This window comes from Streptomyces filamentosus, assembly GCF_014654895.1.
Lineage (GTDB): Bacteria > Actinomycetota > Actinomycetes > Streptomycetales > Streptomycetaceae > Streptomyces > Streptomyces filamentosus.
Window position 1 is genome coordinate 898,290 of the sequence record NZ_BNBE01000002.1, and the last position, 14,977, is coordinate 913,266.

General features: G+C 75.6%; 13 protein-coding genes. 7 read left to right on the forward strand and 6 right to left on the reverse strand.

The genetic code is table 11. The annotated features are described in order from the left end of the window. Window positions 1–99 precede the first annotated feature (99 nt). Window positions 100–684 (forward strand): YdeI/OmpD-associated family protein, encoded by a 585-nt coding sequence (locus IE326_RS22980; protein ID WP_229915577.1) that lies wholly within the window; start codon window positions 100–102, stop codon window positions 682–684. 87 nt (window positions 685–771) lie between these two features. Here IE326_RS22980 and IE326_RS22985 read toward each other — a convergent pair whose 3' ends face one another. Then, on the reverse strand, window positions 772–1,350 hold the full coding sequence (locus IE326_RS22985) for a TetR/AcrR family transcriptional regulator (RefSeq protein ID WP_190042844.1): 579 nt from the start codon (window positions 1,348–1,350) through the stop codon (window positions 772–774). A 229-nt stretch (window positions 1,351–1,579) separates the two neighbouring features. On the opposite strand from IE326_RS22985, the gene IE326_RS22990 reads away from it, so the two are divergent. Both IE326_RS22990 and IE326_RS22995 read left to right on the forward strand, forming a co-directional pair. Further along, the gene (locus IE326_RS22990; RefSeq protein WP_373310283.1) at window positions 1,580–2,194 is read left to right on the forward strand and encodes a CatB-related O-acetyltransferase; all 615 of its coding nucleotides are present in this window, start codon (window positions 1,580–1,582) and stop codon (window positions 2,192–2,194) included. A gap of 78 nt (window positions 2,195–2,272) precedes the next feature. Continuing rightward, on the forward strand, window positions 2,273–2,686 hold the full coding sequence (locus IE326_RS22995) for a VOC family protein (protein WP_190042846.1): 414 nt from the start codon (window positions 2,273–2,275) through the stop codon (window positions 2,684–2,686). A 112-nt stretch (window positions 2,687–2,798) separates the two neighbouring features. On the opposite strand, the gene IE326_RS23000 is transcribed toward IE326_RS22995, so the two are convergent. After that, window positions 2,799–3,287, reverse strand: coding sequence for a GNAT family N-acetyltransferase (locus tag IE326_RS23000; RefSeq protein WP_190042847.1), 489 nt, complete (start codon window positions 3,285–3,287; stop codon window positions 2,799–2,801). Further along, the gene (locus tag IE326_RS23005; RefSeq protein ID WP_190042848.1) at window positions 3,284–3,925 is read right to left on the reverse strand and encodes a TetR/AcrR family transcriptional regulator; all 642 of its coding nucleotides are present in this window, start codon (window positions 3,923–3,925) and stop codon (window positions 3,284–3,286) included. Before IE326_RS23005 ends, IE326_RS23000 begins: the two co-directional genes overlap by 4 nt. A gap of 117 nt (window positions 3,926–4,042) precedes the next feature. Between IE326_RS23005 and IE326_RS23010 the strand changes: the two genes are divergently transcribed. Then, complete coding sequence (locus tag IE326_RS23010; protein WP_190042849.1) at window positions 4,043–5,065, forward strand: glycoside hydrolase family 113 protein; 1,023 nt, start codon at window positions 4,043–4,045, stop codon at window positions 5,063–5,065. Between the two features lie 24 nt (window positions 5,066–5,089). Here IE326_RS23010 and IE326_RS23015 read toward each other — a convergent pair whose 3' ends face one another. Continuing rightward, a complete protein-coding gene (locus IE326_RS23015) occupies window positions 5,090–6,301 on the reverse strand; it encodes a threonine synthase (protein WP_190043475.1) in 1,212 nt (403 codons plus the stop codon). A 54-nt stretch (window positions 6,302–6,355) separates the two neighbouring features. Then, window positions 6,356–7,840, reverse strand: a complete 1,485-nt coding sequence (locus IE326_RS23020) for a hypothetical protein (RefSeq protein ID WP_373310250.1) — start codon at window positions 7,838–7,840, stop codon at window positions 6,356–6,358. 176 nt (window positions 7,841–8,016) lie between these two features. Between IE326_RS23020 and IE326_RS23025 the strand changes: the two genes are divergently transcribed. Continuing rightward, window positions 8,017–9,498, forward strand: a complete 1,482-nt coding sequence (locus IE326_RS23025; RefSeq protein ID WP_190042850.1) for a PP2C family protein-serine/threonine phosphatase — start codon at window positions 8,017–8,019, stop codon at window positions 9,496–9,498. Between the two features lie 106 nt (window positions 9,499–9,604). On the opposite strand, the gene IE326_RS23030 is transcribed toward IE326_RS23025, so the two are convergent. Next, window positions 9,605–11,095 (reverse strand): DNA-binding protein NsdB, encoded by a 1,491-nt coding sequence (locus IE326_RS23030; protein ID WP_190042851.1) that lies wholly within the window; start codon window positions 11,093–11,095, stop codon window positions 9,605–9,607. Between the two features lie 235 nt (window positions 11,096–11,330). Here IE326_RS23030 and IE326_RS23035 point away from each other — a divergent pair, with 235 nt between their 5' ends. Together IE326_RS23035 and IE326_RS23040 are read left to right on the forward strand one after the other, a co-directional pair. Then, window positions 11,331–12,467 (forward strand): aminoglycoside phosphotransferase family protein, encoded by a 1,137-nt coding sequence (locus IE326_RS23035; RefSeq protein ID WP_150226635.1) that lies wholly within the window; start codon window positions 11,331–11,333, stop codon window positions 12,465–12,467. 319 nt (window positions 12,468–12,786) lie between these two features. Then, a complete protein-coding gene (locus IE326_RS23040) occupies window positions 12,787–14,820 on the forward strand; it encodes a peptidoglycan recognition protein family protein (protein ID WP_190042852.1) in 2,034 nt (677 codons plus the stop codon). The last annotated feature ends 157 nt before the right edge of the window (window positions 14,821–14,977 follow it).

The window sequence follows — 14,977 nt, forward strand, 5'->3', positions numbered from 1 at the left end:
GCCGGTGCCGCTATCTTGGCCGGACGCGCCCGGCCCCGCTCCGGGTGTGCCCGGACGCGCCCGGAGCGGGACCGGGAAGACGGCTGGAGGGCGGTCGGGGTGGAGACGGTCGGTACGGACGAGGGGCTCGTCGTCCTGGCGTTCGCGGACGGCGGCGCGCTGGAGTCCTGGCTCGCGGAGCACCACGGGGACACTCCGGGCATCTGGCTGCTGCTCGGCCGCAAGGACGGCGGCCCGGCCTCGCCGACGGCCGGCGAGATCCTCGACGTGACGCTGGCGTACGGCTGGATCACCGGCAAGCGCAAGGCCCGCGACGCGCGTTCGTACCTCCAGAAGATCACCCCGCGCCGGCCGCGCAGCCTGTGGTCCCAGGTCAACGTGCGCCAGGTCGAGCAGCTGCTCGCGGAGGGGCGGATGCGCGAGCCGGGCCTCGCGGAGGTCCGGGCCGCGCGGGCGGACGGCCGGTGGGAGGCCGCGTACCCCTCCCAGAAGGACGCGACGGTCCCGGACGACCTGGCGGCCGCCCTCGCGGCCCGCCCCGACGCGGCCCGGGCCTTCGACGCCCTCGGGAGGACCGACCGCTACCTGGTGATCCTCTCCCTGTGGCAGGCCCGGACGGCGAAGACCCGCGCGGCCCGGATCGAGCGGGCGGTGGACCGGCTGGCCGGGGACGGCGCGGTCTGACGCGCGGCGCGGAAGGCGGCCCGCGGACGGCCCGGGGCCGTCGGCGGCGGCCCGCTCACGGGGTGGCGGCCGCCGTCCGCCCTCCGCTCACGGCCGCGGTCCCATGCCGGCGAAGAGGGCGTCGAGGACGCGGTCGACGTAGTCGGAGGTCAGCGGTTCCTGGGTGATCAGCAGCCGGAAGTACAGCGGTCCGGAGAGGATCGCCATCGCCAGGTCCAGGTCGAAGTCCGGCGCCAGCTGGCCCCGGTCGCGCGCCGCCTCCAGGCGGGCGACGGTCTTGGCGGCCTGGGGGGCGATGAACCGTTCGTTGAGCGCGGCGGCGATCCCGGGGTCGTGCTGGGCCTCGCCGACCAGCGCCTTGAAGAGGGGGCTGAGCGGACCCTTCGCCAGGAGGCCGACGGCCTCCTGGATCTGCCGGCGCAGGTCGGCGCGGAGGTCACCCGTGTCGGGGTAGTCCAGGGCCGAACCGCCGCGCGAGAGCAGGGAGTCGAGCAGCAGGGCGCCCTTGGAGGACCACCGGCGGTAGACGGTGTGCTTGCCGACGCCGGCCCGGGCGGCGATCGCCTCGATGCTGAGCTTGGCGTAGCCGAGCTCCTGCCCGAGTTCCAGGGTGGTGCGCATGATGGCCTCGGTGAGATCGGGGCCGCTACGACGGACAGGGGTCATGCCCCCAGACTAACGGCACGGCACGTGCCGTTCTTGACAGGCTCCTCCGATCTGGGCAGGCTTCGGGACAGCGGCACGGCACGTGCCGTGCCGTGCCGTTCACGGGAAGCGTGGGGACGCCGGGGCGGCGACCGCCGTCGCCGCACGCCCGCACGCCCCGTCCCCACCGTCCGCGCGCCCCGAGGGAGCCCCCGTGCCCGTCCCCGCCGACCCCACCGTCCTCCACCCGATGCCGGACCAGCCGCGGGTGGTCCAGCTCAAGCCCCTGGTCACCTCCCCGCTGATCGAGGTGGGGGAGTACTCCTACTACGACGACCCGGACGACGCGACCGCGTTCGAGACCCGCAACGTGCTCTACCACTACGGCCCGGAGCGCCTGGTCATCGGCAGGTTCTGCGCGCTGGGCACGGGCGTCCGCTTCATCATGAACGGCGCCAACCACCGCATGGACGGCCCCTCGACCTTCCCCTTCCCCACCCTGGGCGGCTCCTGGGCCGACCACTTCGACCTGCTCACCGGCCTGCCCGGACGCGGGGACACCGTCGTCGGCAACGACGTCTGGCTCGGCCACGGCGTCACCGTCATGCCCGGCGTGCGCATCGGGCACGGCGCGATCGTCGCCACCGGCGCGGTGGTCACCAGGGACGTCCCCGACTACGGCGTCGTCGGCGGCAACCCGGCCCGTCTCCTCCGCACCCGCCACAGCGACGGGGACATCGCCCGCCTGCTGGCGATCGCCTGGTGGGACTGGCCCGCGGAGCACATCACCGAGCACGTGCGGACCCTCATGTCCGGCAGCGTCGACGACCTGGAGAAGGCGGCGCCCCCGCGGCCCCGGCCGTAACCACCGTCCCCGTCACCCCCTCCCGCTCACTCCTCCCCCTCCCCGGCCGACACAACCGCACCACCCCCTGGAGACGTCATGACGAGCAGGTTCACCGAGTTGGTCGTCGACTGCCACGACCCGGAACGCCTCGCGGCCTTCTGGTGCGCGGCTCTGGGCTTCGAGGTGATCGACCGCGCCGAGGGCCAGGTCGAGATCGCCTCCTGGGAGCCGACCGTGGAGGCCGTCAGGGCCGGCCAGATGCCGCCCACCCTCGTCTTCATCCGGGTGCCCGAGGGCAAGACCGCCAAGAACCGCCTCCACCTCGACGTCAGCCCCGTCGACACCGACACCGAGACCGAGGCGGCCAGGCTGCTCGCCCTCGGCGCCACCCGGGTGGACGTCGGCCAGGGCCCCGGCCGCAGCTGGATCGTCATGGCCGACCCCGAGGGCAACGAGTTCGACGTCGTCAGGAGCCTGGCACCGGGCGTCCACGTCCCGCCCGCAGGGTGACCGGGACGCCGGACGGCCACGCGGACCGCCCTCCCCCGGTTCCACGCCCTGGACCGGGCCCCGAGGAAGACCGCCGGACGCCTCGCCGCCCGCGCGGACGGCTCGTGACCCCCTAGAGTGCGCCCGGCGCCCGGCGGCGGTACAGCACCTGGCGGGCGTCCCACTCCTCGAAGGAGTCGGCGTGGGTGAGGCCGACCGCCTCCAGGAGGCGGCGGGAGCGGGTGTTGGCCTCCTGGGTGACGGCGACGACGCTCGGGGCGGTCTCCAGGGCCCGGGCCACGGCGGCGGCGACCGCCTCGCGGGCGTAGCCGCTGCCCCAGTGCTCGGGGAGGAACTGGTACGACACCTCGGTCTCGCCGCCGCGGCCGGCGGTCTCGACGGTGACGAGGCCGAGCAGCACGCCGTCGGCGGCACGGACCACGGCGTGGAAGCCGGGCGCCCCGACGATCCGCCGCTGCCGGATCCGGACGACGGAGTCGATGACCGGGCCGCCGAGGTGGCGCCGCACCTCCGGGTCGGTCCAGAGCCGGGTCACGGCGGGCAGGTCGGCGCTGCGGACGGGCCGCAGCAGCAGCCGCCCGGTGCGCAGGGCGGCGGTCACGCGTCCGCCCCGCGCGGGGCGGTGCCGCGGCCCCGGACGAGCGGGAGGTAGACCTCGTCGGTGATCTCGACGAGGACGGCGTCGGGAACGTTCGGCACGCCCTGGACGACGAACTCGCCCCGCAGCAGGGCGACGGCGACGGTCGCGACGCGGGGGTGCAGCGCCTCGGGCGAGGCCTCGCCGCGCGCCACCGCCCGGCCGAGGACGGTGAGCCAGGGGGCGGCGGCGGCCTCGCCGGACCGGTCCTGGAGACCGGAGAGGAATTCGGTCGCGCCGCCCGCGGCGGCGAGCAGTTCGCGCAGGACGGCGCCGAGCGGGGAGCTCCAGTGGCGGTTGGCCTGGCGCAGGAGCTCCAGGACGTCGCCGCGGAGCGTGCCGGTGTCCGGGACGGGCGCGGTGGTCGCGAGCCGCTTGTACGCGGCGGTGCCGAGGGCCAGCCGGTTCGGCCAGCGGCGGTAGAGGGTGTTCTTGTTGGTGCCGGCGCGGGCCGCGACCTTGTCCATGGTCATGCCGGCGAAGCCGGACTCGGTGAGTTCCCGGGCGGCCGCTTCGAGGATCGCCTCCTCCAGCGCGGCGCCGCGCCGCCGGGTCCGCCCGGGGTCCGTCCGCCGCTCCCCCGGTGCCGCCTCCCGCACCATGCCCGCCCCTTCCCGTCCGCTCCCGGTACCAGCCGTACCCTCCCATCCTCCTTGCCCACCCGGCCGCACTCCAATTAGGGTACGTCACGTACCTTAAATTCGAGAGCGGGAGCGGTCATGCGCGCCAAGGGCATCAGCTACGACACGGGCTTCGTCCGGCACGGGCGGAACTCCCGCCGGGAGTTCGACCCGGCGGCCGTCCGCGCGGACCTGGAGGTGATCCGCGACGAACTGCACTGCACGGCGGTACGGGTGATGGGCGGCGACCCGGACCGGATCGAACGGGCCGCCGAGCACGCGGCCGACCTCGGCCTGGAGGTCTGGTTCTCGCCGTACCCGCTCGAACGGAGCGAGGCGGACATGCTCGCGCTCTTCGCCGACTGCGCGGAGCGGGCGGAGCGGCTGCGCCGGGGCGGCGCGCGGGTGGTGTTCGTCGCCGGCGCCGAACTCAGCCTGATGAACCCGGGTTTCCTGCCCGGTGCCGACACCGGCGAGCGGGTGGCGCTGCTCGGCCGCCCGGACGAGCTCCGGGCCGCGCTCGGCAGGGTCCGGGCCCGGGTGAACGCCTTCCTCGCCGAGGCGGCGGCGGTCGTCCGGGCCCGCTTCGGCGGCCCGGTCACCTACGCCTCCGTGCCCCTCGAAGCCGTCGACTGGACCCCCTTCGACCTGGTCTCCGTCGACGTCTACCGCTCGGCGGCGACCGCGGACGGCTTCGCCGAGGGGGTGCGGGCCATGGTCGCCGCCCAGGACAAGCCGGTGGCGGTCACCGAGTTCGGCGCGGCCTGCTACCGGGGCGCGGGCGACCGCGGCGCGCTCGGCCTCGAGGTGGTCGAGTACGACGAGACCGGCCCCGTCCGGCTGACGGGCGCGTACGAGCGCGACGAGGAGGGCCAGGCCGCGTACCTGCGCGAGCTGCTCGCCGCCTTCGACGCGGCGGGCGTCGACACGACCTTCGTCTTCACCTTCGCCCTCCACGACCACGTCCACCGCCCCGGCGGCGACCCCCGCGAGGACCTGGACCTGGCGAGCTACGGCGTGGTCAAGGTGTACGAGGACCGGGAGGGCGCCCACCGCCCCGGCCTGCCGTGGGACCCCAAGGCGGCCTTCGGCGCGGTGGCCGGGTACCACCGCGACCACTGACCGCCGGGAGGGAAGGGCCCGGCCTCACCGCTCCAGCAGGGCCCGGACCGTCTCCCGGTCGGCGTCCGCCGCGACGACCGGGTCCCGCCCGGTGGCTACGTCCTTGTACCCGCTGGAGGTGACCACGCAGACCACGGGGCCGTCCTCCCCCGCCGGATCGGGGCCGTGCGCGCGCAGCCCGGCGAGACCGGCGGCGGACGACACCTCGCACCAGATCCCCTGCCGCGCCAACTCCTCGCGGGCCGAGGCAAACTGATCCTCCGTCACGGTACGGGCCGCGCCGCCGGTCGCCCGGACGGCCAGCACCCCCCGGTAGCTGTTCACCTCGCAGTCGATCGCGTACGCGGCGGTCGGCCCCACCGGCACCCGGGCGGCCGGGCGGCCGGTCCGCAGCGCCTCGGTCAGCGCCCCGGCGGCGGCCGGCTCGACGCCGTACATCCGGGGCACGGCGGAGGTCACGCCCAGCCGCGCCAGCTCCTGGAAGCCCTTGGCCACGCCGAAGAGCAACTCCCCGTAGCCGACCGGTACATGGACGGCGGCGGGCGCCCGGCCGAGCGCGAGGGCGATCTCGTAGGCGATCGTCTTGTAGCCCTCGGGGCCGAAGGGGTGCCCGGTGTGCGCGGAGTCCGTCACGCTGCTGACCGACTGGTAGCCGAGCTCCCCGACGATCCGCCGCATCAGGGGCCGCACGGACGCGTACGGGACGGCCAGCACGGTCGCCCCGTACGCCCGCAGGTGGGAGGCGACGGCGGGCGGCGCCTGCGGCGAGGTGAAGACGACGCACGGCAGGCCCGCCCGCGCCGCGTACGCGGCGGCCGCGGCGCCGTGGTTCCCCGACGAGGAGACGACGATCCCCCGCGCGCCCGAGGCCACGGCCGCGCTCACGGCCACCCGGTTCAGCCGGTCCTTGTGGCTCCACGTCGGATTGCGGGACTCGTCCTTCACCCACACCCCGTCCGCCAGCGCGACCAGCGGCGTGTTCCCCTCCCCGAGTCCCGGCGCGGCCAGCGGCGGCAGCAGCGGCGCCCACCGCTCCAGACCGTGCGCGGCCGGCCGGGCGAAGAGGTCCGCCGGGACCGCGTCGTAGTCGTAGTCCACCTCCAGCGGGTACGCGACCTCGCCGGTGGACGTCACCGGGCACCCGGCCGTGAGCGGCGGCCAGAGCGGATGGCGCACGGACGGGTCGGCGAGCGACCGCTGGGCACGGGCCAGAGACGTCACGGGGACCTTCCTCAGGGATACGGGTGCGGATATCGGATACGGGCGCGGGGCCGGGCGGCCGCGTACGGGTCAGCGGGCGTGCATCCTGCGGCGCAGCGCCTCCAGGGCGCCCGGGCGGCGGCCGGGGACGCGGCGGCGGAGGGCCACCAGGGCGGGGCCGAGGGAGCGGGCCCGGGCCGGGTCGTCGATCTGCTCCCACTGGTGGTGCGCCCGGTCCACCGCCCCCTCGACGTCCCGGTCGTCCGGCCGCTGGCGCAGCCCGAGCCGCGCCTCGGCGACCGCGAGCCACAGTTCGCAGCTGCGGGCGGGCTCCCCCGCGAGCCGGGCGAGATCCGCCCGGACCTCCATCCAGTGCACCGCCTCCTGCGACCTCGGCCCGAACCGCCGCAGCGCGTCCCGCTCCCACGCGGCCGCCATCTCCGCCGCCTCGGCGTGCCGTCCCGCCGTCGCCGCCGCCAGGATCGCCGGATGCGGATCGTGCGCGGCCGGCGCGGCGGACGCCTCCGGCGCGGCAGCGGGTATCGGCGTGGCAGCGCCGGGAGCGGCGCCCTCCCCGGCCCTCCCCTCCGCCACGGCCGCCTTCGACGCCTTCGGCGTCCCGGGCGTCTTCGGCGGAGTCAACTTCATGGTGCCGGGGGCGAGTTCGTCCTCGGCGGGCGCGGGCGCCGCCGGGAACCCCGTCGGCAGGGGCGGGACCCCGGACGGACGCGGCGGCGGCACCGGGGCCGCCGCGGGCGCCGCCACCGGCACCGGCATCGGCATCGGCGGCGGCGGCGGAGCCGGTACCGGCGGAGCCACCGCCACCGCCGAGGTCCCCGGCACCGGCGCCGCGCGCCCGGCCGGCTCCCGCTCCCCCGGCGCGAGGAACAGCGCCCGGGAGGGCTGCGTACGGGCGGCGGCCTCGGCGTGGAGGGCGGGGAAGGGGAGGCGGGCGCCGGCCCGCCACTGGTCCGCCCAGGCGCGGAGGTAGTCGGGGGCGGCCCGCTCGCCCCGGCGCGGGGGCGGGCCGACGCGGGCGTAGAGCGCGGGAAGGGGGCCCGGGGCCAGGAGGCCGGGGTCCGCGCCGAGCCGGGTCCAGGTCTCCGCGTCCGCGACGAGGTCGGCGACGATCGTGGTCGCGCCGGACGGCCGGTGCGCCACCGCCTGGGCCAGCCAGTGCCAGGGGAGGGCGGTGTACCGGAGGGCCGCCGAGGTGCTGCGGGCCAGCGCGAGGTGCGGCAGCCGCTGGCGGCGGTCCAGGTGGAGCTGGCCCACGAGGCAGAGCACCAGCGGGCCGGGGCTCTGCGCGGCGGCGCGGAGCCGGGTGAGGACGGTCTGCGGGTCGACGGGGTCGGCGAGTTCGACGAGCGTCGCGGTCGCCGTGCCGGTGAGGACGCCGGGCGGCACCGCCGCGAGGACGGGCAGCACCGAGGCCGCGTCCATCGCCCTGCCCCGTCCCGCGGGCGCCGCCGCGAGCAGCACCGCCGTCCCCGCGGGGCCCGGGGCCGTCGCCGCCGCCTCGCCCGTGCCCGTACCCGCCGTGCCGGTCGTACCGTTCGCCTCGTCGCTCACCACAGCTGCACCGTAACCCGTTGTGTCGTGGCCGATAACGGCCGGGCCTTTGACATATGCCAGAAGCACCACCGGATCGAGTGTTGCCAAATCCCTTACGGGTCCCGGGACCCTGTGCCACAGTCGTACCCAGGCCCCTTTTCCACCTGGGCCGCGCCGCGCCTGTATCGGAGTACGACATGCCGTCCCCTCTGTTCGCGGACCGCCCCGCCCAGCCCCCGGAGCCGGGTGCGGTGGACGCGCTGATCTCGCAGACGAGCCGCCTGCGCGGTGAGGTCGACGCCGTCCGCCGGGACACCGCCGCCCACGACGACGACCCCCGGCTGCGCTGGCAGCGCGCGCTGTGCGACCTGGCGATGCATCAACTCGACGAGCTCAGGGCGCAATTCGGCCAGCTCCGGGACGGCGCCCCGGCCGCGCCCGCCCCGCAGGACCTGCCGCCCGGGGAGGAGACCCCCCTCTTCGACGGGGCGTTCACCAGCGACGCCGGCGCCGCCTACGGCGAGACCCCGCCCCGGACCGGCTCGCTCCTCACCCGCGTCGGCAGCGCCGAGTGGAACCTCCTGACCGACGAGGTGAGCTGGTCCGAGGAGCTGTTCCAGATCTTCGGACGCACGCGCGAACAGGGCCCCATGTCGCTCGACGAGATGCCGACGATGGTCTTCGCCGAGGACCAGCCGCTGCTCCAGTCGATGGTGACGGACTGCCTGATCGACGGGAAGCCGATCGACGGCGAGTTCCGGATCGTCCGCTCCGACGCCCGGGTCCGCACCGTGCACATGACCGGCGAGCCGGTCCTCGACGCCGACGGCTGCACCGCCTCCATGTGGGCCGTCTTACGGGACGTCAGCGAGCTGCGGCGCAGCGAGCGGGCCGTCCGCGAGAGCCGCGACAGCCTGGAGCGGACCCGGCAGATCGAGCGCACCGAGCGCCGGGTCGCCGTCGAGCTCCAGGAAGCCGTCCTGCCGCCGTGGCGCGGCTCGCTCCGCTTCGCCCACGGCGGCCCCGCGCCGCTCGACGTCGCCGGGCACTACTTCCCCGCCGCCTCCACCGGCCTCATCGGCGGCGACTGGTACGACGCGCTGGCGCTGCCCTCGGGCGACGCCCTGCTGACCGTCGGCGACCTGACCGGCCACGGCGTGGCCGCCACCTCCTCCATGGCGATGCTGCTCGGCGCGCTGCGCGGCATGGCCGTGGCCGGGATCCGTCCCGGCGCCCTGATGGGCCACCTCAACCAGCTCCTGGAGAGCTCCGGCCAGCCCGTCCTGGGCAGCGCGATGTGCTGCCGGTACGACCCGGTGGCCCAGACCCTCACCTGGGCGCAGGCCGGCCACCCCGCCCCGCTGCTGTTCCGCGGCGGGACGGGACGCCCCCTGCGCCGCCCGGACGGCGTGCTCCTCGGCGCGACGGAAGGGGTCGCGTACGAGGAGACGAGCACCCCGCTCCGCCCCGGCGACGTGCTCCTCCTCCACACCGACGGCCTGACCCGCGGCACGGACGTCCTCGACGACGAGACCGGCACCGCGCGGCTGCTGGCGCTCGCCCCCCGGCTGACGGAGGCGCGGGACGCGCAGGAGTGCCTGCGGTCGGTCCTGGAGGAGTTCGGCGAGGAGGCCCGGGAGGACGACGCCTGCCTGATGGTCGTCCGCGTCGGTTCCTGACCCCCGAAGGCGCGCGGGAACAGGCGCATGGAGGGCGGGCGGGAGCCCGTTCCGGTACGTCCGCCGGCCTCTGCACGCGTACCGCTTCTCCGGGGCGGGTCCGGGCTCAGGCCCGCCCCGTCCGCACGTCCTCCGGCGACCTCGGCAGCTCGACCTCCAGCTCGGCCCGCAGCTCCTCGATCTTCGAGTGGCCCGCGTACTGGCCGGTGAGCCGGTACATCTCGCGCAGCCGGTGCCAGGTGCGGTGCGAGGAGGTCTCGCCCATGGCGATGAGGGCGAGCCGGGCGTAGCGGTCGGCCTGCTCGGGGTCGTCGGCGATGAAGCAGGCCGAGGCCATCGAGATGTGGTCGAAGAGCTTCGAGCGGTTGTGCCCCTCGCTGCGCAGGTCCAGGGCGCGCTTGGCGTGGTGCTGGGCGGTGACCGCCGCCGCCGGGTCGTGGTCGGCGAGGGTCCGGTAGGCGAGGGCCTGCATGCCGTGCATGTCGGCCTCGTCGAAGCTCTGCATCCAGCTCGGCGTCTCCTCGTTCCGGTCGGAGACGAAGAGGTCCTCGGCCTCGCCCAGGGTGCGGCGCATCGCCTGGCCGCGGCCCATCGACGCCTGCGCCCACGCCTCGATGGTGTGGAACATGGCACGGGTGCGCGGCAGCAGCCGCTCGCCCGCGCCGGACGTGGCCAGCTTCATCAGGTCGAGGGCCTCGTCGGGACGGCCCAGGTGCACCATCTGGCGGGCGGCGCGGGAGAGCGCCTCGCCGGCCCGGGGGCGGTCCCCGCTCTCGCGGGCCGCGTGGGCGGCGATGAGGAAGTACCGCTGGGCGGTGGGCTCCAGGCCGACGTCGTGGGACATCCAGCCCGCCAGGACCGCGAGGTTGGCGGCGACGTCCCACAGCCGGCGCTGGATGTGGTCGGCGTGGCGGTAGGCCAGCATCCCGCCGACCTCGTTGAGCTGGCCGACCACGGCCTTGCGCTGGAGGCCGCCGCCCCGGGAGGCGTCCCAGGCGCGGAAGATCTTCACCGACTGTTCCAGCGCCTCGATCTCCTCGGAGCCGATCGGCGCCGCCTCGTAGCGGTCGTACCCCGCGGGGTCCACCTGGTACGGATCGGCGGCGCGGGGGGCCGCGGCGGGGCGGGAGGGCTCGGTGCGGAGCCAGTCGTTCAGGGAGCTGTTGAGTGTGGAGCCGGCGGTGAGCGCGATGCCCGCGCCCATCAGGCCGCGTCGGTTGAGCATGAGGTCCATTCCCGTGAATTCGGTGAGGACCGCAGCCGTACGATCGGGGGACCAGGGCATTCCGTCAGGGTTCTCGTCGCTGTTCCTGACGGCCTGCCGCGTTCCGGCACGCCCGCGTCGTACGAACCCGAGGTCCTCGATGGTCACGACACGACCGAGTCGCTCGGTGAACAGGGCGGCCAGCACCCGGGGGACGGGATCGCGCGGGGTCTCCCCCTTGTCGATCCAGCGCCGCACCCGCGAGGTGTCCGTCGACAACTGGGGATGGCCCATGGCCGCCGCCTGCCGGTTGACCAGCCTCGCGAGTTCGCCCTTGGACCAGCCGGCCAGGCCGAAGAGGTCCGCAAGGCGGGTGTTGGTCTGTCCTGTCACGTCTAAGCCCCCAGGTTCTCGGCTGAGTTGACAGTAGCCCGCTGTCATAGGGCTGGCGACTATTCGCCAGGGTTCGCCAGGGTGCGCTCGATGTTCCGCCACCCGCGCGCGGGTGTCAGGTAGGTATGCGCCACCCCGCCCCGTCGACCGGCCCTCATTTTCCCCAGGGTGCGGACCGGAAGCGGGCGGGGCGACGCACGCGACACGTCGGCACACGAAGGGATCTGTCACCTCCATGTACACAGCATCGTCCTCCGTGTCCGCCCCGCCCCGGCCGCAGACCCGTCTGGTGCCGGCCGGTGCCGGACCGTACCTCGCCCCCGCCCAGCGGGCGGTGCGGCCGCGGTCCTGGGCGGCCGGTCCCGGCGCGGGTCCCGGGGCCCGGGTCAGCGGCAGGATCGACCTGTCCGGCCCGCAGGGGGCGCAGCTGAAGGTCGCCATCGCCTCGGTGCAGCGGATCTGCCCGGAGTTCAACCCGGTGCAGGTGCTGCGGCGCAGCGGCCGGTCCGTCCTGATCGTCGGGACGACCGGACGCACGACGGCGGTGGCGAAGTGTTTACTGGACCACTCCCCCGCGTGGGCCGAGCGGTTCCGGCACGAGATAGCTTCCTACCGCTCCTTCGTCCGGCACCGTCCGCCGGTGCGCGCGCCGCGGCTGATCGCCGCGGACCCGGAGAACTGCACGCTGGTGATCGAGCGGATGCCCGGACGGGCCGCGGCCCTCTCGCGCCACCCCGTGGAGGCCCCGCCGCGGGCCGACGTGCGGGCGGCGCTCGGGGCGATCACCCGGCTCAACGCCTGGCGGCCGCCGGCCGGGACCTTCGACGCCCCGCTGGACTACGGGACGCGGATCGCCCGCTACCACGAGCTGGGGCTCTTCACCGACCGGGACCGCGACGACCTCCAGAAGCTGCTGCACGGCGTGGCCCACGCGGGCGGGCGGCAGGGGGCGGGGCAGTTCTGCCACGGCGACGCGCTGCTCTCCAACATCCTCCTCTCCCCCGCCGGCCCGGTCCTGGTCGACTGGGAGCACGCCGGCTGGTACCTGCCCGGCTACGACCTGGCGACGCTGTGGGCGGTGCTCGGTGACGCGCCGCTGGCCCGGCGCCAGATCAGTCAGCTCGCCCAGCAGGCGGGCCCGGCGTCCCGGGACGCCTTCCTGGTGAACCTGATGATCGTGCTGACGCGGGAGATCCGCACGTACGAGACGGCCGTGCAGCGGACCATCAAGGAGGCACCGCCGGCGGGCTCGGTGCCGGTGCCCTCGGGGGCGCTGACGCCCGGGGAGGAACAGCGGCTGCTGCTGAGGCGGCTGCACGACGACTGCGCCATGGCACGGCGGGCCGTGCGCGCGGCGGTCGGGACGCGCTGAGCGTCCCGGCCGCGAGACGGGGGTGTGCGCCGCGCACCCGGTGCCGACACACCGGGAGTGCGGCGCTTCGCCGTTCCCCGGGGCGTACGCCGCTCCCGGGAGGGGTGCCCGCACCGGCTTCCGGCGGCGAGCGTGCACCGCTCCCGGAGGTGCGTGTGCGGCGTTCCCGGTGGCGTGCGCGCGCCGTCCCCGGGGTGTGCATTGGTCGAGACCACCGACGCGTGGCCGGTGGGCGGGCCGTCAGCGCGAAAGTCGGTCCGGGAGGGGCGCACGCCCCCGCTGACGTGGGAACTCGCCCGTGAGGGCGGGTGATTGACGGATGGTCCGCGAGCCGCTACCCCTGTACGGGTTCGGTCCCGCAAGCCCCCCGCGTCACCGCCCGCCCCTGGAGGCCGTCTTGCCCCGACCCGCGTCCCGCGGACGTGTGCTCTCCGTCGCCGCGTCCGCCGCCCTGCTCCTGCCGCTGCTCTCGGGCGCGCCGCCGGCCGGTGCCGACGTGACGGCGGCGGACTCGCTCCAGCGCCTGTTCGCCTCGGCGGCCGAGCGCCACGGCGTGCCGCAGAGCGTGCTGCTCGCCGTCTCGTACCTCCAGTCGCGCTGGGACGGGCACGCCGGCGCGCCCAGCGTGACCGGCGGCTACGGCCCGATGCACCTCACCGACGCGGCGACGGCGCTGGCCCGGTCCGCGCCGCACCACTCGGAGGACGGCGAGGACGCGCGCGGCGACGACGCCCGGCCCGCCCGCACCGGGGCGGGAGCCGCGGCGGCGCTCCCCACGGCCGCCGAGCTGCCCGCGCGGCTGCGGACCCTGGAGCGGGCTTCGGCGCTGTCCGGGATCCCGGCCGAGGAGCTGCGGACCTCGGCGGCGGCGAACATCGAGGGCGGCGCGGCGCTGCTCGCGGCGGCCCAGCGGGAGGCGGGGCTCGCGCCGGGCCCGGATCCGGCCGACTGGTACGGGGCGGTGGCCCGGTACTCCGGCGCGGACGACACCGCCACGGCGACGGCGTACGCGGACGACGTCTTCGACGTGATCCGGACCGGCGAGGAGCGGGTCACGGACAGCGGGCAGCGGGTCGTGCTGCCGGCCGCGCCGGCCGTGGTCCCGGAGACGGGCCAGGTGGCGGCGCTCGGGCTGCGCGCGCCGGAGCGCGGCCCGGTGGAGTGCCCGCCGACCGTGGCGTGCGAGTGGGTCCCGGCGCCGTACGAGGAGTTCGGCGACGGCGACTACGGCAACCACGACAAGGCGGACCGGCCGGCCTCTCAGTCGATCGACTACATCGTCGTCCACGACACCGAGGCGACCTGGGACGTCACGCTGGGCCTGGTGCAGGACCCGACGTACGTGTCCTGGCAGTACTCGCTGCGCTCCTCGGACGGGCACGTCGCCCAGCACCTGCCGCTGAAGGACGTGGGCTGGCACGCCGGGAACTGGTACGTGAACGCCAAGTCGGTGGGCCTGGAGCACGAGGGTTTCCTGACCGCCCCGGACTCCTGGTACACGGAGGCCATGTACCGCTCCTCGGCGCGGCTGGTGCGCTACCTGGCGAAACGTTACGACATCCCGCTGGACCGGCAGCACGTGCTCGGGCACGACAACGTGCCAGGGACGGTGACCTCCTCGATCCGGGGCATGCACACCGACCCGGGGCCGTACTGGGACTGGGCGCACTACTTCCGGCTGCTGGGCCGGCCGCTCACGCCGTCCGCCGGGCCCCGGGCGGGCGTGGTGACGATCCGGCCGGACTACGCGGAGAACCGGCCGGTGTACACGGGGTGCGTGAGCGCGGCGGAGGCGTGCGCGCCGCACGGCAGCGGTGCCGTGCGGCTGCACACCGCGCCGAGCGCCGACGCGCCCCTGGTGAAGGACATCGGGCTGCGGCCCGGCGGGCAGGATTCGACGACCGGCGTCAACGACACCGGGGCGCGGGCCACGACCGGGCAGAGCTACGCGGTGGCAGAGCGCCGTGGCGACTGGACGGCGATCTGGTACCTGGGCCAGAAGGCCTGGTTCCACGACCCGGCGGCGGCGCCCGCCTCGGTGGGCACGCGCGGGACGGTGCTGACCCCGCGCGAGGGGCTGGCGGAGGTGCCGGTGTACGGGCGGGCCTACCCGGAGGCGTCGGCGTACCCGGCGGGGGTGCCGGTGCAGGCGGTCTCGCCGCTGCCGTACCGGCTGCTCGCGGGGCAGCGGTACGTGGTCGGGCTCAAGACCCCCGGCGAGTACTACTACGCACCGGTGTTCGATGTCAGCGGCCACCGGGTCGTGCGCGGACAGGAGGAGTACTACCAGATCCAGTTCGGCCATCGCATCGCCTTCGTGAAGGCCGCTGACGTGCGGGTTTCCCAGGGCTGAGCGGCCCTGGCCGAAAGTCGCGGGGTGGCGCCGGGGTTCCCTTCCGGCGCCACCCTTTCTTGTGTTCATATGACTGTTCCGGAGCTCGGGTTCGGTGGCTCCGGCAGGGGTAAGGCTGGGCCGGAACAGCACCCCTTCGCCGGAAAGGCCCGCCCGC

Excerpts from the sequence above, each read along its gene's own strand:
- IE326_RS22985 (WP_190042844.1), bottom strand. The coding sequence starts at position 1,350 with ATGACCCCTGTCCGTCGTAGCGGCCCCGATCTCACCGAGGCCATCATG.
- IE326_RS22990 (WP_373310283.1), top strand. The coding sequence starts at position 1,580 with ATGCCGGACCAGCCGCGGGTGGTCCAGCTCAAGCCCCTGGTCACCTCC.
- IE326_RS22995 (WP_190042846.1), top strand. The coding sequence starts at position 2,273 with ATGACGAGCAGGTTCACCGAGTTGGTCGTCGACTGCCACGACCCGGAA.
- IE326_RS23005 (WP_190042848.1), bottom strand. The coding sequence starts at position 3,925 with ATGGTGCGGGAGGCGGCACCGGGGGAGCGGCGGACGGACCCCGGGCGG.
- IE326_RS23010 (WP_190042849.1), top strand. The coding sequence starts at position 4,043 with ATGCGCGCCAAGGGCATCAGCTACGACACGGGCTTCGTCCGGCACGGG.
- IE326_RS23025 (WP_190042850.1), top strand. The coding sequence starts at position 8,017 with ATGCCGTCCCCTCTGTTCGCGGACCGCCCCGCCCAGCCCCCGGAGCCG.
- IE326_RS23035 (WP_150226635.1), top strand. The coding sequence starts at position 11,331 with ATGTACACAGCATCGTCCTCCGTGTCCGCCCCGCCCCGGCCGCAGACC.
- IE326_RS23040 (WP_190042852.1), top strand. The coding sequence starts at position 12,787 with ATGGTCCGCGAGCCGCTACCCCTGTACGGGTTCGGTCCCGCAAGCCCC.